This is a genomic window from Natrinema pallidum DSM 3751, from assembly GCF_000337615.1.
Taxonomy (GTDB): domain Archaea; phylum Halobacteriota; class Halobacteria; order Halobacteriales; family Natrialbaceae; genus Natrinema; species Natrinema pallidum.
The window spans coordinates 100,943-123,726 of sequence record NZ_AOII01000088.1 but is presented as its reverse complement, the minus strand read 5'-3'; the positions used below and the strand labels follow the sequence as shown (position 1 = coordinate 123,726).

Genomic DNA, 22,784 nt, shown 5'->3' with positions numbered 1-22,784 from the left:
ATAATTCGGTTTACTACCGGTTACAAAGCTCTTTATCGTTTGCATCGTAACGATTGTCCATGGAATTCGGACTCAGCGAAGAACAGGAACAGATCCGCGATGAGGTCCGCCGGTTCGCCGAAAACGAGATCGTTCCGAACGCCGAGGAGTACGACACCGAGGAGAAGTTCCCCCACGAGATCGTCGACAAGGCCGCCGAAATGGGGCTGGTCGGCTCCTCGATCCCGATCGAGTACGGCGGTGCCGGCTACTCCACCCTCGAGTCGGCCATCATCGCCGAGGAACTGTTCTCCCACGACCCCGGGATCGCGCTCTCGATTATGGCCTGTTCGTTCGGGACCGAAGCCATCCGCGAGTTCGGGACCGAAGACCAGAAAGAGCGGTTCCTCGAGCCGGTCGCGACGGGCGAGAAGATCTCCGGCGCTGCGATCTCGGAACCCGATACCGGCTCGGACGTCTCGTCGGTCTCGACCCGCGCCGAGAAGGACGGCGACGAGTGGGTGATCAACGGCAACAAGATGTGGATCACCAACGGCACCGTCGGCGACTTCTTCGTCGTCTTCTGTAAGACCGACCCCGACGCGGACGGCCGCTACGACGGCTTCAGCCAGATCATCGTCGAGGCCGACCGCGACGGCGTCAGTTCGGACAAGATCACGGGCAAACTCGGCATCCGCGCCTCCGACACCGCCGAACTCATCTTCGACAACGTCCGCGTGCCCGAGGAGAACCTCGTCGGCGACCGGGACGCCGCGTTCCTCCAGCAGATGCATTTCTTCGACGCCACCCGAACCGGCGTCGCCGCACAGGGGCTCGGGATCGCCAAGGGGGCGCTCGAGGCGGCGCTCGACTACGCCGAGGACCGCGAGCAGTTCGGGCAGTCCATCTCCGAGTTCCAGGCCATCCAGCACAAGCTCTCTGAGATGGCCACCGAGACGGAGGCCGCGCGGAACCTGACCTACAAGGCCGCCTGGAACGTCGACCAGGGCAACGACATCACCAAGCTGGCATCGATGGCCAAGGAGTACGCCTCGCGGATCGCCGTCGAGGTGTCCAACGAAGCCGTCCAGATCCACGGCGGCTCCGGCTACGTCAACGACTTCCCCGTCGAGCGCTTCTACCGTGACTCGAAGATCACCCAGATCTACGAGGGCACCACCGAGATCCAGAAGAACGTCATCGCGCGGGAACTGCTAAACGACTAATTCCGGAGGTGCTACTCGAGATGGGCACTGTCTAGTTTAGCACCTCCGCTGGCGTCTGTCCGTTGAGTGAGTGGTGCGGTCGCTGTGTGTTGTAGTAGTGTACAAATTGTTCAAGCCATTCTCTGACGCTCGCCCGACTTCCCACCCACGAATTATGGAAGCGGTCGGTCCGCATTTTGAGCGTGTGAAACCACTTTTCCATGTGGTTTCGATCGACATAGTCGAGGAGACCGCTCAATCCCAATCGAGAGAGGGCAGTCAGATAGCCAGCACCATCGACGAGAAACTCAGCGTCGGAGAGATCGTGTTTCTCGGTGAGTCCATGCAGAAACGCAGCAGCTGGATCGGTGCCTCGCCGCCCAAAGAGCGCGACATCGAGAATGAGTTTCGTGTCAAGGTCTATTGCAGCGCACATCCAAGATCGATCGCCGTTAATCCTGACAACAGTTTTATCTACCGCGACCCGCGACGGCTTCGCCGTCCTCAGAACGCGAAGCGTTCTGATGGGCCGCACGAGAACTGTGTTCTCGTGGACGTCGGCGGGTCTGGCACACTGTCAGCTAGCCGATGCACCCAGTGCCAGATTGCTTGATGAGAGCGTTCAATGCCGAGTGAGCGAAGAATCGCTTGTGTCTCTCGGAGCGAACAACCAGCCGCGTGGAACTGGACGGCGAACGCCCTGACGGGCGTCGCCGTCCGCTCACGCTCCCAACATTCATCAAATTCCGCCGCGTAGCTCTCGCTGAGCAGGTCTGCGAGCATTGATCCAAACTAACTCTACGACCTGCTCGTTCCTCAAACTGTGCTAACTAGACGGTGCCCCGAGATGGGTAATGTATTCATTCAATGGCGAGGAAAAATATTGCAAGAATAATAGTTATAATTGTCAATAGAAGACCAAAAATATAATATATATTCTCAAAATTTGGATTTGATATGAATAAAAGTAGAATAAATATTGAACTGATAGCAATGATCTTCAGTGCTTGAGGATCGGGATTATACATCGTATGGAAATATTCCCTGATCTGGTTTAGCATGATTCACAATACTGTAAGATAGGTAATAAAACCTTGTGTGTGGTTAAAATACGGACTTTTGAATGGGTAGCATAGCCTCACTGTGGGTCAATACCTGGAACACCAATAACATTAGGGAGGAAGAAGACAATTTCAACGCCTTCTCCCTCCGCATTGTTGTCAAGTATCTGCCACCCTGTAGCTAGAAGGACGGCAGCACATTCGCTAATTACGAAGGCAGGTGCATTTACTGGTCCACCAGTGAGGATTGCAGCGATTTGAGCGGCACCCGCCCCAGCAAGCATTGCATCAATAACATCATTAGTAAGACAATGATCTATTTTGATAGTGTGCTTTACTCCATTTAATTGAGCAGAATTAGAGTAACTATTCTCACCAGGGCAGTCATCAGAAGTTGTGAATTGCGATTGCTGCTCGGATTGTACTACAACTTGACCGTCCTCGATCGTAAAACTAGCCTCACCAGTTTGTTTAGCCTTGTTCATCCCCTCAACCGCTTTCTTGATGTACTTCTCGTCTTTATCGCCCTGGTACTCCATGTATCCATCTTCATTAATTACGTAACCTTCACTGCCAGATGTTATCGTTTGAGCGCTTCCAACACCTGTTGCAAACAATGAGGCCACACTCAAGCCCCCAACACCGGTTGCTGCTTTTAGAATTTTTCTACGTCCACATCCATCATCGAATTCGTTGCTTTTCATCTGCGATTATATCTATATTAGATATGTATAAATAACTTATGTATATTCCCATATATAAAGAGAGAAGGCAATTCTTCACTCACTCGGTGCTGAACTCTCTCATCAAGTGTCGTCGCGAACGTCGAACTAATTCGCCCAGTCAGGCGATCACGATCGCCACCGATAGCGCGACGAAGACCACGTGCGCGAAGACGTGTTCGAACATCGCGGCCCCGGGTCTGACGATGGAAGCGAGCGGGAAACCCTTTGTCGCAGCGGTCCCTACCGTCGGTATGCGAGAGTTCGTCTTCGCCCTCGAGTACGAACCCGGCTGTAACAGGGTGGCGGACGCGCTCGCCGACCATCCCGACGCCAGAATCCGGTCGCTATCGCTGCACGCCACCGACGAGCGCCTCTGGCGGGTCGACCACGTGACCGGCACGGCGGCGGCCCTCGCGGATATCGAGGAGGCCTTTCTCAACAGCGACTACTACGCCGACTGTCTGGCGACCGACGACTGCGGCGCGACCCAGGCCACGCAAGTCCTCGACCGCACCGACGACACGCTCGTCCTCTACTCCGACTGGGAGCGCACCCCGACCTGTGCATCCGTCCCGCACATCGCCCGCGATCACCTCGGCGACGGCGTGCTGTTCGAGACGCGGCACGAGGGCCGCCACTACACGTGGCGGGTCGTCCACTCCGGCGAGGGCGACGCGGCGGGGTTCTTCGACGCTCTCGAGGCGGCGATCGGCGACAGCGCCCGGATGGAGATGCTCCGAACGGCCGACGCCGCCGCGTCGACGGGCGAACCGAACGACGGGGCGAACGGCCTCGCCCCCGAACAGGAGGCCGCGCTTCGGGGCGCGGTCGAACACGGGTACTACGAGTCGCCTCGAGAGATCGATGTCGGCGACCTCGCCGCCCATCTGGACGTGCCCCGGTCGACGCTCACCTACCGGCTCCGCCGGGCCGAGGAACGGTTGGCCAAACGGTACGTCGCGGACGACGGATTTGCCGACGGGACGTCGACGCCGCTCTAGCGGTGCCGCAGCGTCTTGGAATATTCCAACCAAAGCTTATCGAACTGACGCCCGTACCTCGACGTAATGAGTACTGAAGCGGACGCGACGAGGGAATCGGACGGTGGCGGCCAACGACGGGAGTTGACCGCCCGGCTCGCCGTCCCCGAGATGGACTGTCCGTCCTGTGCGGGGAAGGTCGACAAGAGCCTGGGACGAGTCGACGGAGTCGTCGACGCCGACCTCAATCCGACAACCGGGACGGCCACGGTCACGTACGACCCCGATCGAGCCGCCGAGGCCGACGTGGTCGAGGCGATCGAGGGTGCCGGCTACGAGGTCACCGGGGGAATGGACGGCGGTGACGGGGCGACCGAGTCGGACTCGAGCGCCGGCGGCGTCAACGTCGCGCCGCCCTCGGAGGTCTGGACGAGTCCCCGCGCGAAGAAGACGTGGCTCGGCGCGGTCTTCGTCGCCCTCGGGCTGAGCTTCGAGTTCGTCCTGACGGGCGGGAACGCCGCGGTAGCGAGCGTTCTCGAGTACCCGCTTCACGTCGCGGACCTGCTCTTCCTCGGGGCGGTCGCCGTTAGCGGCGTTCCCGTCGTTCGGAGCGGCTACTACTCCGCGACGAACCGGAGCCTCGACATCGACCTTCTGATGGGAACGGCGATCATCGCCGCGACCGGCATCGGCTACTTCGTCGAGGCCGCGACGCTGGCCGTCCTCTTCAGCATCGCCGAACTGCTCGAGGACTACGCGATGGACAGGGCCCGAGACTCGTTGCGCGAACTGCTGGAACTCTCGCCGGACGAGGCCACGGTCGTTCGCGACACCGGGTCGTCGGAGACGCCCCGAGCAGACGGCGAAGCCGTCGACGGCGCGGAGGTGACCGTCGACGCGGACGACGTGGCGGTCGGCGAGACCGTCGTCGTCCGGCCCGGCGACAAGATCCCGCTCGATGGCACGGTCCGCGAGGGCGGAAGCGCGGTCGACGAATCGCCGATTACCGGCGAGAGCGTCCCCGTTGACAAGTCCGAGGGCGACGAGGTGTACGCCGGTTCGATCACTGAGGATGGCTATCTCGAGGTCGAGGTGACCTCGACGGCGGGCGACTCGACGCTTTCGCGGATCATCGAGATGGTCCAGGGCGCACAAGCGAAGCAGACCGAGACCGAGCAGTTCGTCGACCGGTTCGCGGGGCACTACACGCCCGTCGTGGTCGTGCTGGCGATCCTGACCGCCGCCGTGCCGCCGCTGGTGATCGGCGATCCGGTCACCGCGGGCGTCGCCGGCTACGAGATCGCGTTCGCCGGCGACTGGGGGACGTGGTTCGTTCGCGGACTCACGTTGCTGGTGATCGCCTGTCCCTGTGCGTTCGTCATCTCGACGCCCGTGTCGGTGGTCTCAGGGGTCACGAGCGCCGCGAAGAACGGCGTCCTGATCAAAGGCGGCAACTACCTCGAGGCGATGGGCGAGGTCGATGTCGTCGCCGTCGACAAGACCGGGACGCTCACGAAAGGTGAGCTGGCCGTCACCGATGTCGTCCCGGTCGGCGACACCGACGAAGCGACGCTGCTGCGCCGCGCTGCCGGACTGGAGCGACGCAGCGAGCACCCCATCGCAGACGCGATCCTCGCCCGCGCCGACGAGGCGGGCGTCGGCGATCTCCCCGAACCGACGGGATTCGAGAGCCTGACTGGCAGAGGAATCCGCGGGGAGATCGACGTCTCCGGCGAAGCCGGAGGCTCGGCGGACGCGTCCGACGGTAGCGAGACCTACTACGTAGGCAAGCCCGCGCTGTTCGAAGAGTTAGGCTTCGATCTGTCGCGGGCCCATGCGGCCGCTGACGGCTCGTCGGACCCGCGGACTGACGGTGGCGTCGCCCCCGAGGGTGCGGTCGAGGCCGTCGAGGCGACGTTCGACGAGGGAACGCTCGCCGCGCTCGAGCGGGAGGGCAAAACGGTCGTCCTCGTCGGAACGGAGACGGCGTTGCTGGGCGCGATCGCGATCGCCGACGAGGTCCGACCCGCCTCGCGATGGGCGGTCGAGCGGCTCCACGCCCTCGGCGTCGAGCACGTCGTGATGCTGACCGGGGACAACGAAGGGACGGCGCGGGCGATCGCCGAACAGGTCGGCGTCGACGAGTACCGCGCCGAACTCCTGCCCGACGAGAAGGTCGCGGCCGTCGAGGAACTGCAGGCGGCGTCCGGCGAGGTGGCGATGGTCGGCGACGGCATCAACGATGCGCCCGCGCTCGCGACCGCCGAGGTCGGCATCGCGATGGGCGCGGCCGGCACCGATACCGCCCTCGAGACGGCGGACATCGCACTGATGGGCGACGATATCGGGAAGTTACCGTATCTGTACGACCTGTCTCACACGGCCAACGGCGTCATCCGGCAGAACGTCTGGGCGAGCCTGGCCGTGAAGGCCCTGCTCGCGATCGGCGTGCCGCTGGGACTGGTGAGCGTCGCGCTGGCTGTCGTGGTCGGTGACATGGGGATGAGTCTCGGCGTCACCGGCAACGCGATGCGCCTCGCGAGCGTCGATCCCGAGCGGCCCGCGGATGCCGCGAGGGACGATCGGTAACGCCGCATCGTCCGTCCGCCGGTCCGGAGTGAGGGGTGGCAGGCCCTCGAGATGCCCGGCGACACGATTGCCGTGGCTCGCGTCTCCGTGGACGGACGAGCCGATCGGGCGCGTCGAGTGTCGCTGACGGGCCGTCGCAGTTGGGTGATCGGTACGCGAGTCGACTTTCTCCGCAACGCTTGGCGACGATCGAAACACGAAAGTCGGCTCCAGAGTCGTTGAGGCGCGCGTTCTGCATCGTTCGGGACGATGCCTAAATCCGGCCGGCGGGTACGTTCACTCGATGACAAAAACACCAGCGAACGGTAACGGGACGACGGGCGACGAGCGCCGACCGACGAGCCACGACCCGTCGACCGCGGGCATCGAGAACCGCATCGAGACCGAGGGTGACCCCGGGTCCGGCGGTGGCCTCCCGTACGAGACGGTGACGACGCCCGTGCTCGTCGTCGGGGCGGGTGCGGCGGGCGCTCGCGTCGCGATCGAACTCGCCGAATCGGGGATCGATCCGCTCGTAATCGGCAAACGCGATCACGGCGATGCACACACGACGTGGGCGGCCGGTGGCATCAACGCCGCGCTGGGCTCGCTCGATCCCGAGGACGACTGGACGATCCACGCGGCGGACACGTTCACCGAGGGCCATCACCTGAACGACCCCGAAGCGGTCGAGTTGACGACCCGAGAGATGCCCGACCGCATCCGCGAACTCGAGGCGTGGGGGATGCCGTTCGACCGGACCGCGGACGGCGACATCAACCAGCGGTACTTCGGCGCGCAGTCCTACCGGCGGACCTGTTTCGTCGGCGACCGGACCGGCGAGGCCATGCTCGAGACGCTCATCGAGCGCGCGCAGGCCCTCGACATACCCTACCGCGAGAATGTGCTGATCACGCGCTTGCTTTCGGACGGGGAGCGCGTCGACGGTGCCGTCGGCTTCGATATGGAGTCCGGGGAGGGACTGCTCGTCCGAACGAATCACGTCGTCCTCGCGGCGGGTGGGTTCTCGGCGCTCTATCACCGCCACTCCTCGCGGGACGACGAGAACAACGGCGACGGGCAGGCGCTGGCGCTCGAGGCGGGGGCACGGCTGGTCGACCTCGAGTTCGTCCAGTTCCACCCGACCGGGATGGTCGGCGACCGCTACGGTGAGGAGTGGGACGGCCGACTGGTCACGGAGGCGGTCCGCGGCGAAGGCGGGCGACTGTACAACGCGGAGGGCGAGCGGTTCATGGAGCGATACTCGCCCGATCAGATGGAACTCGACGCCCGCGACGTCGTCGCACGCGCCATCGCACAGGAGGTCCGCGAGGGACGAGGCACTGACGACGGTGGCGTCTTCCTCGATATCTCCCACCGGGACGCCGCGTACATTCGCGAGCGGCTGCCGTCGATGGTCGAGCGCTTCGAGTCGCTGGGCGTCGACATCACCGCGGAACCGATGACGGTCGCCCCGACGGCCCATTACACGATGGGCGGCGTCGACATCGACTTCCGGACCGGTGAAACCGGCGTCGACGGGCTCTACGCCGTCGGTGAGACGGTCGCGGGCGTCCACGGCGCGAACCGCCTCGGCGGGAACTCGCTCGCCGAGACCGTCGCGATCGGCAAGCTCGTCGGCGACCACGTCGCGAGCGCGGTGACCGACGGCGACGCTGACCCCACCGTGACCGACGGCCAGCGAGCGCTCGCCGAACGTGAATTCGGCGCGCTCCGAGCGCTCGCCGATTCGGACGGGAGCGTCGCGCCGACGGCCCTTCTCGCGGAACTCGGCGACTTGCTGTGGGACCACGCCGGCATCCTCCGCGACGAGGCAGGGCTCCGCGAGGGGCTCGCGACGCTCGCGGACCTGCGGACGCGAACGGCCGACCTCCGCGTCGACGGCGACCTCACCTCGAAGTCCGTCGAGTACGCTGTCGACCTCTCGGCGAGCCTCACCGTCGCCGAAGCGATGCTCCAAGCGGCGCTCGAGCGATCCGAATCCCGCGGCGCTCATTATCGGACGGACGCCCCCGAGACGGACGCCGACTGGCGGGCCAATCTGGTCATCGCCGCCGGCACGGACGGCCTCTCGATCGGTCGGCGCGGCGTCGGCGAACCCAGCCCGGCCGTCCGAGAGGCGCTCGCGGAGGGGTACGAACTCGACTACCACCACCTCGAGTGAGCCGTCGGTTCGACCGCCCGTCCAACCGAGACGCATATGCGTTCGCGGCTCCCTACTCCCGTATCCACACCACCGTATGAACGAAGCGGCACACGCCGTCCTTCGCGACGATCCCGTGATGGCGGCGCTCGTCGATCGGCACGATCCCTACGTCGAACCGGACTGGAACGAGTACGAACGGCTCTGTATCTCGATCATCAACCAACAGCTCTCGACGGCGAGCGCGGCGGCGGTTCGAGAGCGCGTCTTCGACTTGCTCGAGGGGGACGTAACCCCGGCAACCGTCCTGGCTGCGGACGAGGCGGCGCTCCGCGATGCGGGCCTCTCCCGAAGCAAGGTCGAGTACATCCGAAACGCCGCGCGGGCGTTTCAGGAAACCGACTACACGCGGGCGGGGCTGGCCTCCTACGCCAACGACGAGGTCATCGACCTGTTGACCGAGATCAAGGGGGTCGGCGCGTGGACTGCACGCATGTACCTCCTATTCGTCCTCGAGCGGCCCGATGTGCTTCCCCTCGGCGATCTCGCCGTTCGGCGCGGAATCGAGGAGTTGTACGCCGACGGCGACGAGTTGACCCGGGCGGAGATGCGCGAGATCGCCGAGCCGTGGCGGCCGTATCGAAGCGCCGCGACGCGATACATCTGGGCCGAGTACGAGTCCGATTGAGCCGAGCGGGAACGCGTCTCGTTCACTACGCGAGATGTGGCCCGACCCCCGCAAGCGGTAAGCACGTGCTACGCGCGAGTCGAGCGATGAAACGGTTGCCAGCGGAGACGGCAATAGCGGATTACGACCCGGCCCGTGCCGGCCGCCAGTGGGGGGTCGAGAAACGAGACACTGACCCGACGGGACGGCCCTGGTGACTCAAGTGCGGGTCGGTCACATGGCCTAGCGAGATGGCAGACGATACACCCCCGTCCGAGACACCGGCGCAGCGACGACTGACGACCGATCCCGAGCGCATCAGGGAGTGGGCCGAGGCCCGCGACGCCGTCCCGGTCAGGGTCCGGGACAGCGAGGGGCACGGCCACTCCTTCGCTCGCCGCGACGAGATGGGCGAGCGCCACGAGGAGGCCACCTGGGACGAGTTCACGGAGCGGTTCGAAGACGACGACCTCGTATTCGTCTACCACGAAGAGGAGCCGGCCGGAGAGGGGATGGGCTTCTTCGAAATCGTCGAGCGCGACCGGGCGTTCGAACGCGCCGACCTCGGCCGGGACGAACTCGAGGATTCGCTGCGACGCGGCGAAACGGTGACGACGGAGATCGTCGAGACGCAGGTCGTCGAGACCGAGGTCGTCGAGCGGGACACGATCGAGAGCGAGGTGATCGACACGGAACTGGTCGAACGCGAGGTCGTCGACTCCGAACGCCTGTCCCGCGACATCGTCGACACCGAGTTCGTCGGCGACGACACCATCGAGGTAGCCGTCGACGAGACGCGCCTCGATACGATCGAGGAGATCGAACGCTACATCGTCGAGAGCCGCATCGTCGATATCGACATCGAACAGGATCAGGAGATGGAACGCGATGTCGTCGAAACGGATATCCAACTCGAGAGCGTCCAGCGGTCGATCCTCGAGAGCGATGTCCTCCGGTCCAGCGTGGCAGCCGACGACGTCCTCGAGCGGGAGGTCATCCAGAGCCAGCGGACGGAAGGCGACGCCGTCCGAAGCGAACTCATCGAGCGGCGGACCGTCGAGGAGGAACTCGACGAGCGGCGGCGGCTGGTTTACGTGTTCGAGGAGTCGGAACTGCTCGAGTCCGAGGTCGTCGGCAGCGAGGTGCTCGACGGGGAGATCATCGATATCGAGGAGTACGACAGGCTGGAGGCCGGCGAGATGGAAACCGGAGCCATGGGCGACGAGTCGACGGCGAGTCCCGAGACCGAGGCCGGCGTGGGGTCGACGAACGAACCGGCGGACGCGTCGCCGATCGAACTGTCACACCACGAGCAGGGGAAAGACGTCGTCGACGAGTCGGGTCAGCAGATCGGCATGGTCGCCGCGGTCGAGGGCCAGACCGCGTACGTCGATCCGGAGCCCGGACTGACGGATCGGCTCAAAGCACGTCTGGACTGGGGCGGCCACGGTGACGAGGACTATCCGGTCGACTCCTCGCAGATACTGGAGATCACGGACGACGCAATCGTCGTTCGGAGCGAGTAAGGCGGGACACCGGTCGGAGCCCCCGACCGAGCGAGACATCGCCCCAGCGAAAACGGTCGGAGTAGGCCTTCAGCGATCGTGTCGTGTCGGCGCGATCACTCGAGGTCGAAGCGGTCGTTGGTCATCACTTTGTGCCACGCGTCCACGAAGTCCTGGACGAACGTCTCCTCCTCGCTCGCGTAGACTTCCGCGATGGCGCGGAGTCGGGAGTTCGAACCGAAGATGAGGTCGGCACGGGTCCCCGTCCACTCGACCTCGCCCGTTTCGCGGTCGCACAACTCGTAGAGTTCCTCGGACTCCGACGCCTGCTCCCACTCGTAGCCCATGTCGAGCAGGGTCACGAAGAAGTCGTTGGTCAGCGTCCCCGGCTCGTCCGTGAAGACGCCGTGGTCGGAGGTCTGATAGTTCGCGTTGAGCGCGCGCATGCCGCCGACCAGCACCGTCATTTCCGCGGGCGTCAGGTCCAGCAGGTCGGCGTGGTCGACCAGCAGGTCCTCGGCCGGCTGGTCGTACTCGCCGCCGAAGTAGTTACGGAAGCCGTCGACGGCCAGCTCGAGCGCCTCGAACGACTCCTCGTCGGTCTGCTCCTGCGAGGCGTCCGTCCGTCCGGGTTCGAACGGGACCGTCACGTCGTAGCCGGCGTCCGCCGCGGCCTGTTCGACGGCCGCGTTGCCGCCCAGCACGATGAGGTCGGCGAGCGAGACCCGAACGTCATCGGATCGCGAGCCGTTGAACTCCTCCTGGATCGCTTCGTAGGTCGCCAACACCGTCTCCAGTTGCTCCGGCTCGTTGACCTCCCAGCTCCGCTGTGGCTCGAGGCGGATGCGAGCGCCGTTCGCGCCGCCGCGTTTGTCGCTGTCGCGATAGGTCGACGCCGACGCCCAGGCGGTCTTGACCAGCTGGGAGATAGACAGCTCCGAGTCGAGGATTTCCGCCTTGAGGTCGGCGGCTTCTTCCTCCCCGATCAGCTCGTAGTCGGCATCGGGGACGGGGTCCTGCCAGACGAACGTCCCCTCGGGCACGTCCGGGCCGAGGAACCGCTCCGGCGGGCCCATGTCGCGGTGGATCAGCTTGTACCACGCCCGCGCGAAGGCGTCCAGGAACTCCGGGGGACGCTCACGGAAGCGCTCGATGATCTCCCGGAACTCCGGATCGCGCTTGAGGGCGATGTCCGTCGTCATCATCATGGGGGCGTGCTTCTCCGACGGATCGTGGGCGTCCGGCACGGTGTCTTTCGCCTCCTCGTCTTTCGGTTCCCACTGCTTTGCGCCGACGGGACTCTCCGTCAGCTCCCACTCGTAGTCGAGCAGGTTGTCGAGATAAGAGGTGTCCCACATCGTCGGCCAGGCGTTCCACGCACCCTCGATGCCGCTGGTAGTCGTTTCCGAACCCTTGCCGGAGTCGGGCCAGCCAAGCCCCTGCTCCTCGATGGGTGCAGCTTCGGGCTCGGGACCCATGTCGTCGTTGGCGGCACCGTGGGCCTTGCCGAACGTGTGTCCGCCGGCGATGAGGGCGGCGGTCTCCTCGTCGTCCATCGCCATGCGGCCGAACGCCTGCCGGATCCGCGTCGCCGACTCGAGGGGCTCGGGGTTGCCGTTCGGTCCCTCGGGGTCCACGTAGATCAGCCCCATCACGGTCGCCGCAAGCGGCTCGTCGAGCTCGTCGTCCTCGCCGAAGCGTGCGTCCTGGGGCGCTTCCCACTCGCTCTCGGGCCCCCAGTAGACGGCCTCGTCGGGTTCGAACTTGTCCTCGCGTCCGCCGGCCCAGCCGAGGGTCTCCATGCCCATCGACTCGAGGGCGGTGTTCCCCGCGAGGACGATCAGGTCGCCCCACGAGAGCTTGCGGCCGTACTTCTGCTTGATCGGCTCGAGCAGGCGTCGCGCCTTGTCGAGGTTCCCGTTGTCGGGCCAGCTATTGAGCGGTGCGAAACGCTGGGTCCCGCCGGAGGCACCGCCGCGGCCGTCGGTGGTGCGGTACGTGCCGGCGCTGTGCCAGGCCATCCGGATGAACAGCGGACCGTAGTGGCCGTAGTCGGCAGGCCACCAGTCCTGCGACGTTGTCATCAAGTCCTTGAGGTCAGCCTTTACCTCTTCGAGGTCGAGTTGCTGGAACTCCTCGGCGTAATCGAAGTCCTCGCCGTACGGACTGACATCGGTCGCGTTCTGATCGAGAACGTCAAGGTTTAATTGATTCGGCCACCACTCGTGGTTCCGATTCCGTTTGTTGTCGCTCATAGATGGTTCGTACGTGTGGGAAAACGGATTGAGTAATAATATATGTACCGATCACAACCTCATCTTCAGGTTTCGGACACTATATTTTCGATAGCGGAAAGGGGCGTGGCGTGTCCAGAGAAGTGCGGCGGCAGACGGACGATAGCATGCGAGCACGTCAATCCGAGAGCGCGAGCAATACGCTCCCGTCACCACCGCCACCCCGATCGCGGCGGCTCTCAGTCCCGAGTCGGGACGGACCGGTCGGTGGCGTCCCGAGACGGCGGGGGATAGACCGTAACAGCCGATTACGTCCCGGACTTTCGGCTCGTCAGATCGACGATCAGGTAGTCGTCAATGTCGTTCATACGGCTGGCCGGGACGACGAGTTTTCCGTCGTCGTTCGTGTCGAACCCGCGAACGTCGTCGGTCGTCGGGGTAACGAGCAGTCGTTGGAGCTCGCCGGTTTCGACGTTCATGGTGATATTGTGAACCGTTCCGATTTTCGTCCCGTCGGAGCCCATTACCGGCGTGTCGGAGAGCGTGGAAGCGAGAACCGTCGTCATGTGAGTCGCCTTTCGCAAAACAGATCAATAAAATAACCGGAAGCGGCGGCGACGGACGACGGCGCACGGGGAGCGGTCCGTCCCCGCGGCTTACTCTTCTTCCTCCTCCGGCGTCTCGGCGGCGTCGCTATCGATCCGACGGCTGACGTCGACCTGATAGTTCTCGAGGATGTCACGGCCGAGCAAGACGGGGTAATCCATGTGACTGCGGTCCTCGACGCTGGCTGTGACGGTGTGTTGGTTGCCGCCGACGCCGACGACGACATCGACGACCGGTCGGCTCTTGGACTGTTTGCTGCTGCCGGAGCGAATCCGAGTGATGGACTTGATCGGCCCGGCACCGATATCGGCGGCGAGGCTGGTATCGATGCTCGTCCGCGTCGCGCCCGTGTCGGACTTCGCGAGCACCGACTTCGAGCCGCTCGTTCCGGAGAGCACGACCTCCTCGGTATATCCGATGACCGCGGGCTCCGTATTCTGGGACACCGATTCCGGGGGCTGGGCGGTCGGTCGGGAATCGTCGAGGACGTTCGCGATGTCGCGCACGCGGTCGTCGTCCACTTCCCCGCCGGCGCGTTCGATCGCCAGCTTTGCGATGTAGGGTGCCGGACTCACCTGCGTCGCCTCGTACAGCCCTTTGAACCCCGCAGTCGGGTTGACCTCGAGGACGAACCATCCCTCGTCGCCCTCGACGAGGTCGACGCCGGCGTAGTCGAGGTCGACGACAGCCGCCGCTCGCTTGGCCATCTCGCTTGCTTCCGCGGGGAGGTCCTCGGTCGCGTCCTCGACGGAGCCGCCGAGAGCGACGTTGGTTCGCCAGTCGTTGTCCGGCGCGTAGCGGTACATCGCGGCGACGATCTCGCCGCCGACGACGTAGACCCGCAGGTCGCGGTGGCGAACGTCCTCCTGATCGACGAGTTCCTGCAGGAAGGCATAGCGGTTGCCGACCTTCGCGTTGACCGGATCGTCGGGCCCCACCTTCCAGGTGCCGCCGCCGTGAGTGCCGATCGCCGTCTTGTACACCGCTTCCTCGCCGTACCGTTCGCGCGCGGCGTTGAGCTTCTCGCCGCTGAGCGCGAGGGTCACGTCCGGTGTTCGAACGTCGTTCGATGCCAGCGCGGTCGCCGTCGAGAGCTTGTGCATCGCCGTCATCACCGCGCTCGGTTCGTTGAGCGTCGGTACCAACTGCGAGAAGGCGTTGACCAGCCCGAGTTCCTCGGCGGGCTGTTCGGTGTTCGACAGCAACATTCGGTTCGCGATCACGTCGACCTCGGGCTCGAGGAGCGGACTCCCGTCCGCGACGCTGATCGACGTGTTTTCGTTCCGGAGCCACTCGCTATCGTGCCCGAGCTCCTCGACGGCATTGAGAATCGCTTTCGTTTCCTTGCTCGTATGCAGACTCAGTACCCCGACGGTCACGGGATCGGCAACAGCCATACGAACTAGACGCCCACTCCCCGGATAAGTATTGGCAGTTCGTTCAGTTTCGGTTGCGTCACTGATAGGCCGACGGCCGGACCGCTCAGCCGATGACGGACCGCACCTGCCCCGGATCGACGAGTCCGCTCAGTACCGCCAGCGCACCCCACGTGATCGCACCCACGGCGATCGCGCCGCCCAGCATGAGCAGACTCGAGACCAGCGGCGTCACGAGCAACACCGTAACCGCCATCACGCCCGTAATCGCGCAGATCAGCGCCGTCGTCCGGGCGATCCGTATCACGTTCAGGCCGAGTTCGGTGTGGACGATATAGAGGTTCACGGCGACGTACACCGAATGCGTCGCGACCGTCGCGATCGCAGCGCCGACGACGCCGATCGTCGGAATCAGCAGGACGTTCAACCCGAGGTTGGCCAGCGCCGTCCCGCCCTTCGCGACGGCGCGCGCTCGAGCGCGTCCGAGATAATCGAGGCTGTCGCTGGTCAGGTTCGTGATCGCCTGGAGGACGACGAAGCCGGCGAGCACCTGTAACACGGGGACGGCCCCGGCGTAGTCCTCCCCGATGACCATCGTCAGGAACGGCTCCGCGACGATCGCGAGGCCGACCGCCGCCGGAATATAGAGCAACAGGACGTTCGTCAGCGACGTCTGATAGATCCGTCTGGCTTCCTCGAGTTCGCCGGCCGCTTTCTGTTCGCCGAAGTTCGGCGAAATTGTGAAGCCGAGCGACTCCGCGGGCGCGAGCACGAAGTCGGTAATCTGCTTTGCGAGGGTGTAGAAGGCGACCGCAGCGGGATTGAGAAACACTCCCACCAACACGATATCGATCTGCTTGTCGATGACGTTCGCGCTTCGGGTCGCCGTCAGCGGAATGCTGTACTCGAGCAGCCGACGCGAGAGCCCGGCTTCGTACTCCACGGCGGTCTCGTATCGCCTGTAGAACCCGTAGTAGAGGATGCCCATGCCGACGGTGGCGGCGATGGCGTAGCCGACGATATAGCCGAAGAACGCGCCGAGGGCACCGAGGCCCGCCAGGACGAAGGCGACGGCAAAGAGGAGCCGACCGGCCCCGCTGATCGCCTGGACGATCGCGCTGTAGCCGAGGTGGTTGAATCCCTGCAACGCCACCTGTGCGAAGGTGCTGCCGGAGAAGGCGACCAGATAGAGGACGCCCGCGGCGAGAAACGGGGCCGCGCCGGGATCACCGAGCGTGGCCGCGATCTGCTCGTGAAAGAGCAACAGGGCGTAGCCGACGACCGTCAGCAGGACGATCTTGGCCGTGATCACCGATCCGAGGAGGTGTGGTACCTGCCCCGGATCGGACTCCCGGTACTCCGAGATGTACCGCGCGACGGATCTACTGAGCCCGAGGTCCGCGAACAACTGGACGATAGCCAGGATGCCGATCGCCCAGTACAGCGCGCCATACCCGTCCGGATCGAGCAAGTACCGCGCCAGCACGAACATTAACAGCGCGCTCGAAAGCATGTAGATGGCGCGCGCAACGAGCGTTGCTTTGAAGCCGTGGATGATGTGGTCTTCCCTGTTCATGGTAGACGCGGACGGTGTGACACTCGTGACTGACCGACATCGAGAGCGACCAACGTGGTCGGAAACTCGCGGTCTCGGTCAATTGTAATGGGGAGACAACAGCCCGAAAGCGGCCACAACAGAATCGGTGGGGGAGTTCGGTCCGGGACGTGGCTCCATCGACGGCGACGGTCCGACTGCATCCGGAGACGGACTCCCTGTAATGCCACTCAAATGGCCGAAACACGCCCGTACAGGTAACTGAGACAATGACTCCGCCGTCGCGAACAGAGACGCGGGTTGAACGGAACGGCGAGGAGAGCGAAGGAGCGATCGCGTCCGTGTCCCGTCCGTGACGTGCGACGGGGACGCCGATCTACAGGTACGAGGCGTCCCACCGCGTCGCTTTCCGCCGATTGCCACACTCGTTGCACTCGATCCGTCCCATCGCGTCCATCGCGTTGTCGATCGAATCACAGTTCCCACAGAACCACGCGTACAGTTCGTGTCGGTCCGGGCTCTCGTAGGCCGTGTAAAACGGGGCGCGCGTCCCGCGGGTGGCCTCGCCGTAGCTCACGTAGAGCGTCCGGCCGTCGACCGTGACTTCGTCGATCGCGCCCCACTCGCCGTCGTCCTCGAGATCGGACTCGACGTAGACGTTCTCGGTGAACGTTTCGTCACCGATCTCGACCTCGCGCTGGCCGGCCTGTTCGAAGCCGTGGCTCCGGTAAAACTCGTTGCCGCCCTCGTTGTCCTCGAGGACGAAACAGCGAATCTGATCCGCGCCCGTCTCGAGGAGTGCCTCGCGAGTGCGGACGAGCAGTCGCACGCCCGTGGCGTCGCCGCGGTGGTCGGGATGGACGTGCAGCCAGAGGAGGCGTCCGGTCTTCGACTGCTGGCCGACCAGTTCGCTCTGGGAGAACGCGACGACGTCGCCGTCGCGTTCGACGATCAGGAAGAGCGAGCGGTCGTCGGTGAGTTCGTCGGAAAACGCGTCGCCGTACCATTGCTCGATCGCGTCGTCGATGGTTCCTTCATCGATGAAGGCCGTGTACGTGGAACTGAGCGAATCGCGGGCGATCGAGCGAATCGCATCGGCGTCCGAACGGGTCGCTTCGCGGATGTCCATGCGTGTCCATATCACACCGAGATACAAAACGTATGCCCACGGCCGCAAATTTTGATCGCCGTTGTTCGAGGGAACGCCCCGTTCCCCGCGAAAAGTACCACCGACGACTCGGAAGCGGGTCGGACACTCATCGTGGACGGTGAAGGGAGAAGATTCACGGTGATGCCCCCGGAGAACGTCATATGAGCGACGACGCGGCGACCGAACCGCCCGACCGGGCAGCGGATTCCGAACCGATGGCCGAAGCGTTTACGTACAACGGCGGCCGGGTCGACCCCGGCGAGTCGGCGAACATCCGCTACGGCATCAGTGAAACGTATCTCGGGGACCCGGTCAGGATTCCGGTTACGGTCATCAACGGCGAGCATCCGGGTCCGACGGTCTTTCTCTCCGCGGCGGCACACGGCGACGAACTCAACGGGATCGAAGTCGTCCGTGAGGTGGCCCACGACTGGGACCACTCCGTACTCCACGGAACGCTGGTCTGTCTCCCGGTGATGAACGTACCGGGCTTTCTCGCACAGGAGCGCTATCTGCCGATCTACGACCGCGATCTGAACCGGTCGTTTCCCGGCCGCGAGGGGTCGACCAGCGCCAGACGGATGGCCCACCGGATCTACACGAACTTTATCGAACCCTGCGACCTCGGGGTCGACTTCCACACGTCGACGCGCGGCCGAACGAACATGCTCCACGTCCGTGCGAACATGGAGCAGTCGGGCGTCGCCAGGCTCGCGAAGGCGTTCAGTTCCAACGTCATCATCGCGGGCGAGGGGCCGTCCGGGACGCTCCGGCGGGAGGCGACCGAAGACGGCATCCCGACGATCACCGTCGAAATGGGCGAGGCCCACCGGTTTCAGCGCCGCCTGATCGACCGCGCGCTCACCGGCGTCGCGAGCGTCCTAGCCGAATTCGGATGCCACCGCGAATCGTCGGTCCACTGGCCCGGCTGGCGGACCATCATCGACGACGACAACGAGAAAACCTGGCTCCGCGCGGACGCCGGTGGCATCGTCGACATGAAACGCGGCCGCGGCGCGCTCGTCGAGGCCGGCGAAGCGATCTGTACCATCACCAACCCGTTCAAGGAAGAGGAAGACATCGTCACCGTCGAGGCTCCGTTTACCGGCCTCATCGTCGGCGTTCTCGAGAACCCAGTCGTCTATCCGGGGAACCCCCTCTGTCACCTCGTTGGGCTCTCGCCGGACACGCTCACTGCCCTCGAGCGCGAGCGGACGACTGAGAGTTCGCGATCCGACCTCCGGCAGAACGACTGACGGTCCCCGGCGATAGACCTGGCGGTAACTGCCGCCCGAACGACTTCGGGAATCCGCCGCAACAGTGGTTCCGTCCCGTCTCTGGTGGACCGAACCGAGGCTGCGAGCGGAGCGATAAAAGTAACTTCTATACCCCCACGGTCAAACGGTCCACATGAGCGCATGAGTCAGTCTTACAATCGCGGTCTCGTCGAGGACTTCGGTCGCTGGAAGGAGTTCTCGGCCGGCATGTGGGCGTGGATCTTCCACAAGTTCACCGGGTGGGTGTTAATCGGCTACTTGTTCACCCATATCGCCGTGCTGAGCACTTCTATCGGTGGCGCACAGGGCGAAACGACGATGGTCGGCGGCGAGGAACTCAACGTGTACACTGCGACGCTGCAGGGACTCGAGGGGTTGTTCCTCATCCGACTGCTCGAGGTCGGCCTGCTCGCGGTCGCCGTCTTCCACATCCTGAACGGGCTGCGCCTGCTGATGGTTGATCTCGGCGTCGGGCTCGAGGCCCAGGATAAGAGTTTCTACGCCTCGCTGGTCTTGACGGGCGCGATCACCGTCGCGAGCGTCCCGACCTTCCTGACGGGGGTGACCATCTAATGGCGGAACGATACTCCTCGTTCACCCCCGGCGGCACCGGCTGGTTCCTCCAGCGGATCACGGCGGCGTTTCTCGTCGTCGTTCTCGCCTTCCACTTCTTCCTCCTGCACTTCGTCAACCACGCGTACGAGGTAACCTTCATGGGGACGCAGACCCGAATGCAGAACGTCGGATACTTCCTGACGATGGTCCTGTTCCTGATTACCGCCACGTTCCACGGCGTCAACGGCGTCTACAACGCCCTCGTCAATCAGGGACTCGAGGGGGGACGAAAGAAGGCCGTGCTGGCAGTACTGACCCTCGCCAGCGTCGCACTCGTCGCACAGGGTATCTACGTCGCGCTCGCGATGCGAGGAATGATCTAATATGAGTACACAACAAGCCGAACCCGAAAGCCAGGAGGCACCGGAAGACCCGGCGATGAAAGGGGCAGAATCGCCGGCGGCCGACGAACAGACTGGCGGCGGTATGGTCGACGACCACGCCGAAAAACGAGCGGAACTCGAGGGGGAGACGGTCCACATCAAGGTGTTCCGGTACGATCCCGAAGTCGAGGGCAAGCAGGAACCCCGCTTCGACGACTTCCACGTGCCCTTCGAAAAGGGGATGACCGTTCTCGACGCGGTCATGTACGCCCGCGACGAGTACGACTCGTCGCTGACGTTCCGCCACTCCTGTCGGCAGGCCGTCTGTGGCTCCGACGCCTTCTTCGTCAACGGCAAGCAGCGACTCGGCTGTAAGACCCAGATCTCCGACTTGGAGCAGCCGGTTCGCATCGAGCCGCTGCCTCATCAGGAGGTCGTCAAGGACCTGGTCGTCGACATGGACCACTTCTACGACCAGATGCACACCGTCGAGCCCTACTTCCAGGACGAGGACACGCCCGCGACCGAGGACCTCGAGGAACAGCGCCAGACCCCCGAGAACCGCGAGAAGATCAAGATGTCCTCGCGGTGTATCTGGTGTGGCGCGTGTATGTCCTCGTGTAACATCGCGGCCGGCGACAACGAGTATCTGGGCCCCGCAGCGATCAACAAGGCCTACAAGTTCGCGATGGACGACCGCGAGGACGAGCAGATCAAGGAGCACCGACTCCGCATTCTCGAGCAGGAACACGGCGTCTGGCGGTGCCAGACGCAGTTCTCCTGTACCGAGGTGTGTCCGAAGGACATTCCGCTCACCGAGCACATTCAGGAGCTCAAGCGGGAAGCAGTCAAGAAGAACCTGAAATTCTGGTAATCATGTACGAACACGACGTTATCGTGGTCGGCGCCGGCGGCGCCGGCCTCCGGGCCGCGATCGCAGCGCACGAAGCAGGAGCGGACGTGGCGATGGTCTCGAAACTCCATCCCGTCCGTAGCCACACCGGCGCGGCGGAGGGTGGCATCAACGCCGCCCTCCAGGAGGGAGACGACTGGGAACTCCACGCCTACGACACGATGAAGGGGTCGGACTACCTCGGCGACGCGCCGGCGGTCGAGACCCTCGCCAAGAACTCCCCCGAGGAGACGATCAACCTGGAGCACTGGGGTATGCCGTTCTCCCGCGAGGAAGACGGCACCGTCTCCCAGCGGCCGTTCGGCGGACTCTCCTATCCCCGGACCACGTACGCCGGAGCCGAGACGGGGCATCACCTGCTACATACGATGTACGAGCAGGTCGTCAAACGGGGCATTCAGGTCTACGACGAGTGGTACGTGATGAACCTCGCGACGACCGACGAGGCCGACCCCAACGACCGCGAGTGTCACGGCGTCGTCGCCTACGACGTTCAGTCCGGTACTATCGAGGGCTTCAAAGCGAACCAGGGCGTCGTCCTCGCGACCGGCGGCCCCGGTCAGGCCTTCGACCACACCACCAACGCCGTCTCCTGTACGGGCGACGGACACGCGATGGCCTATCGCGCCGGCGCACCGCTCGAGGACATGGAGTTCATCCAGTTCCACCCCACGTCGCTGCCGTCGACGGGTGTCCTCATCAGTGAGGGTGTCCGCGGCGAGGGCGGTATCCTCTACAACAGCGAGGGCGAGCGGTTCATGTTCGAGCACGGCTACGCGAACAACTCCGGCGAACTCGCCTCGCGCGACGTCGTTGCCCGGGCCGAACTCACCGAAGTCGGCGAGGGCCGGGGTGTCGAGGACGAGTACGTCCATCTGGACATGCGCCACCTCGGCGAGGAACGCATCATGGATCGGCTCGAGAACATCCTGCATCTCGCGGAGGACTTCGAGGGCGTCGACGGACTCGTCGAGCCCATGCCGGTCAAGCCCGGACAGCACTACGCGATGGGCGGCATCGAGGTCGACGAGAACGGCCAGACCTGTGTCGACGGGCTCTACGCGGCCGGCGAGTGTGCCTGCGTCTCGGTCCACGGCGGCAACCGACTCGGCGGGAACGCCCTGCCGGAGCTGATCGTCTTCGGCAAGCGCGCCGGCCGCCACGCCGCAGGCGAGGATCTCGGCGAGCCCGAAATCCGGACCGGCTACGGCGACGATGTCGAGGACGAGACCGAGACCGAGCTGCCGGTCACACCGGGCGACGCGGGAGTCGACACGGCCGGCGGCGTCGCTGCGGACGGCGGCGTCACGGCCGACGCCGAGGGGGTCCTCGAGCGCACCGTCGAGACGGCCCGCCAGCGCGTTGACCATCTGATGGACAAAGAGGACGGCGTTCAGCACGCCGAAATCCGCGCGAAACTCCAGAAGGCGATGACCGACTACGTCAACGTCTTNCCCTCGCGCCATCAGAGATGTGTATAAGAGACAGCATCCGCGAGTGCCGCCAGGAGTATCAGGACGTCTACGTCGACGACCCGTCGCGGACGTTCAACACTGACCTCCAGCAGACCATCGAGACGCGCAACCTGATCGATGTCGCCGAAACGATCGCGCTCGGCGCGCTCGTCCGCGACGAGTTCCGCGGCGCACACTGGCGAAAGGAACACCAGGAACGCAAAGACGAGGAATGGCTGAAACACACGCTCATCTCGTGGGACGACGGCGAACCCTCGATCTTCTATCGCCCCGTAATTCTCGAGGGCGAGAACAAGACCTACGAGCCGAAAGAACGTAGCTACTGACGCCGTGGCCGGCCGTTCGGCCGGTTCCGCCCTGCCGTACCAGCAAAGCTAAACGTCACGCCACGCTATCGTGGCTCGGT

General features: G+C 64.2%; 16 protein-coding genes and 2 pseudogenes. 11 read left to right on the top strand and 7 right to left on the bottom strand.

Features of this window, described 5'->3' with window-relative positions; genetic code table 11:
- The first annotated feature begins 59 nt into the window (after window positions 1–59).
- Window positions 60–1,205 (top strand): acyl-CoA dehydrogenase family protein, encoded by a 1,146-nt coding sequence (locus tag C487_RS14685; RefSeq protein ID WP_006186595.1) that lies wholly within the window; start codon window positions 60–62, stop codon window positions 1,203–1,205.
- 31 nt (window positions 1,206–1,236) lie between these two features.
- On the opposite strand, the pseudogene C487_RS19740 reads toward C487_RS14685, so the two are convergent.
- Both C487_RS19740 and C487_RS20395 read right to left on the bottom strand, forming a co-directional pair.
- Window positions 1,237–1,967: pseudogene (locus C487_RS19740) on the bottom strand (IS6 family transposase).
- 355 nt (window positions 1,968–2,322) lie between these two features.
- On the bottom strand, window positions 2,323–2,949 hold the full coding sequence (locus tag C487_RS20395; RefSeq protein ID WP_138654173.1) for a hypothetical protein: 627 nt from the start codon (window positions 2,947–2,949) through the stop codon (window positions 2,323–2,325).
- Window positions 2,950–3,221: 272 nt separating this feature from the next.
- On the opposite strand from C487_RS20395, the gene C487_RS14675 reads away from it, so the two are divergent.
- From C487_RS14675 to C487_RS14655, 5 genes are all read left to right on the top strand, one after another.
- On the top strand, window positions 3,222–3,971 hold the full coding sequence (locus tag C487_RS14675; protein ID WP_006186592.1) for a helix-turn-helix domain-containing protein: 750 nt from the start codon (window positions 3,222–3,224) through the stop codon (window positions 3,969–3,971).
- A gap of 66 nt (window positions 3,972–4,037) precedes the next feature.
- Window positions 4,038–6,539, top strand: a complete 2,502-nt coding sequence (locus C487_RS14670; protein ID WP_006186591.1) for a heavy metal translocating P-type ATPase — start codon at window positions 4,038–4,040, stop codon at window positions 6,537–6,539.
- Between the two features lie 283 nt (window positions 6,540–6,822).
- A complete protein-coding gene (locus C487_RS14665; RefSeq protein WP_006186590.1) occupies window positions 6,823–8,703 on the top strand; it encodes an L-aspartate oxidase in 1,881 nt (626 codons plus the stop codon).
- A 76-nt stretch (window positions 8,704–8,779) separates the two neighbouring features.
- Entirely contained in the window at window positions 8,780–9,370 is a 591-nt protein-coding gene (locus tag C487_RS14660) for a DNA-3-methyladenine glycosylase family protein (protein WP_006186589.1), read from the top strand.
- Window positions 9,371–9,600: 230 nt separating this feature from the next.
- Window positions 9,601–10,875: a hypothetical protein gene (locus C487_RS14655; RefSeq protein WP_006186588.1), complete on the top strand. Its 1,275-nt coding sequence runs from the start codon at window positions 9,601–9,603 to the stop codon at window positions 10,873–10,875.
- 95 nt (window positions 10,876–10,970) lie between these two features.
- On the opposite strand, the gene katG is transcribed toward C487_RS14655, so the two are convergent.
- From katG to C487_RS14630, 5 genes are all read right to left on the bottom strand, one after another.
- Window positions 10,971–13,109 (bottom strand): catalase/peroxidase HPI, encoded by a 2,139-nt coding sequence (katG, locus tag C487_RS14650; protein ID WP_006186587.1) that lies wholly within the window; start codon window positions 13,107–13,109, stop codon window positions 10,971–10,973.
- A gap of 287 nt (window positions 13,110–13,396) precedes the next feature.
- Window positions 13,397–13,654, bottom strand: a complete 258-nt coding sequence (locus C487_RS14645) for a PRC-barrel domain-containing protein (protein ID WP_006186586.1) — start codon at window positions 13,652–13,654, stop codon at window positions 13,397–13,399.
- A gap of 90 nt (window positions 13,655–13,744) precedes the next feature.
- A complete protein-coding gene (locus tag C487_RS14640) occupies window positions 13,745–15,091 on the bottom strand; it encodes a RimK family alpha-L-glutamate ligase (protein ID WP_006186585.1) in 1,347 nt (448 codons plus the stop codon).
- 85 nt (window positions 15,092–15,176) lie between these two features.
- Window positions 15,177–16,646, bottom strand: coding sequence for a flippase (locus C487_RS14635; protein ID WP_006186584.1), 1,470 nt, complete (start codon window positions 16,644–16,646; stop codon window positions 15,177–15,179).
- A gap of 355 nt (window positions 16,647–17,001) precedes the next feature.
- A complete protein-coding gene (locus tag C487_RS14630) occupies window positions 17,002–17,754 on the bottom strand; it encodes a GNAT family N-acetyltransferase (RefSeq protein WP_006186583.1) in 753 nt (250 codons plus the stop codon).
- A gap of 182 nt (window positions 17,755–17,936) precedes the next feature.
- Between C487_RS14630 and C487_RS14625 the strand changes: the two genes are divergently transcribed.
- From C487_RS14625 to C487_RS14605, 5 genes and pseudogenes are all read left to right on the top strand, one after another.
- Window positions 17,937–19,031 carry a succinylglutamate desuccinylase/aspartoacylase family protein gene (locus C487_RS14625; protein ID WP_006186582.1) on the top strand — a complete coding sequence of 365 codons (1,095 nt, stop codon included), beginning with the start codon at window positions 17,937–17,939 and terminating at the stop codon, window positions 19,029–19,031.
- Window positions 19,032–19,193: 162 nt separating this feature from the next.
- Complete coding sequence (gene sdhC / locus C487_RS14620; protein WP_006186581.1) at window positions 19,194–19,625, top strand: succinate dehydrogenase, cytochrome b556 subunit; 432 nt, start codon at window positions 19,194–19,196, stop codon at window positions 19,623–19,625.
- Window positions 19,625–19,990, top strand: a complete 366-nt coding sequence (locus tag C487_RS14615; protein WP_006186580.1) for a succinate dehydrogenase hydrophobic membrane anchor subunit — start codon at window positions 19,625–19,627, stop codon at window positions 19,988–19,990. Before sdhC ends, C487_RS14615 begins: the two co-directional genes overlap by 1 nt.
- Before the next feature lies 1 nt (window position 19,991).
- Entirely contained in the window at window positions 19,992–20,864 is an 873-nt protein-coding gene (locus C487_RS14610; protein WP_006186579.1) for a succinate dehydrogenase/fumarate reductase iron-sulfur subunit, read from the top strand.
- Window positions 20,865–20,866: 2 nt separating this feature from the next.
- Window positions 20,867–22,704 (top strand): annotated as a pseudogene (locus tag C487_RS14605) (FAD-binding protein).
- The last annotated feature ends 80 nt before the right edge of the window (window positions 22,705–22,784 follow it).

What these genes read in the sequence shown, in the direction of transcription:
- C487_RS14685 (WP_006186595.1), top strand. Translation starts at nt 60, where the DNA reads ATGGAATTCGGACTCAGCGAAGAACAGGAACAGATCCGCGATGAGGTC.
- C487_RS20395 (WP_138654173.1), bottom strand. Translation starts at nt 2,949, where the DNA reads ATGAAAAGCAACGAATTCGATGATGGATGTGGACGTAGAAAAATTCTA.
- C487_RS14675 (WP_006186592.1), top strand. Translation starts at nt 3,222, where the DNA reads ATGCGAGAGTTCGTCTTCGCCCTCGAGTACGAACCCGGCTGTAACAGG.
- C487_RS14670 (WP_006186591.1), top strand. Translation starts at nt 4,038, where the DNA reads ATGAGTACTGAAGCGGACGCGACGAGGGAATCGGACGGTGGCGGCCAA.
- C487_RS14665 (WP_006186590.1), top strand. Translation starts at nt 6,823, where the DNA reads ATGACAAAAACACCAGCGAACGGTAACGGGACGACGGGCGACGAGCGC.
- C487_RS14660 (WP_006186589.1), top strand. Translation starts at nt 8,780, where the DNA reads ATGAACGAAGCGGCACACGCCGTCCTTCGCGACGATCCCGTGATGGCG.
- C487_RS14655 (WP_006186588.1), top strand. Translation starts at nt 9,601, where the DNA reads ATGGCAGACGATACACCCCCGTCCGAGACACCGGCGCAGCGACGACTG.
- katG (WP_006186587.1), bottom strand. Translation starts at nt 13,109, where the DNA reads ATGAGCGACAACAAACGGAATCGGAACCACGAGTGGTGGCCGAATCAA.
- C487_RS14645 (WP_006186586.1), bottom strand. Translation starts at nt 13,654, where the DNA reads ATGACGACGGTTCTCGCTTCCACGCTCTCCGACACGCCGGTAATGGGC.
- C487_RS14640 (WP_006186585.1), bottom strand. Translation starts at nt 15,091, where the DNA reads ATGGCTGTTGCCGATCCCGTGACCGTCGGGGTACTGAGTCTGCATACG.
- C487_RS14635 (WP_006186584.1), bottom strand. Translation starts at nt 16,646, where the DNA reads ATGAACAGGGAAGACCACATCATCCACGGCTTCAAAGCAACGCTCGTT.
- C487_RS14630 (WP_006186583.1), bottom strand. Translation starts at nt 17,754, where the DNA reads ATGGACATCCGCGAAGCGACCCGTTCGGACGCCGATGCGATTCGCTCG.
- C487_RS14625 (WP_006186582.1), top strand. Translation starts at nt 17,937, where the DNA reads ATGAGCGACGACGCGGCGACCGAACCGCCCGACCGGGCAGCGGATTCC.
- sdhC (WP_006186581.1), top strand. Translation starts at nt 19,194, where the DNA reads ATGAGTCAGTCTTACAATCGCGGTCTCGTCGAGGACTTCGGTCGCTGG.
- C487_RS14615 (WP_006186580.1), top strand. Translation starts at nt 19,625, where the DNA reads ATGGCGGAACGATACTCCTCGTTCACCCCCGGCGGCACCGGCTGGTTC.
- C487_RS14610 (WP_006186579.1), top strand. Translation starts at nt 19,992, where the DNA reads ATGAGTACACAACAAGCCGAACCCGAAAGCCAGGAGGCACCGGAAGAC.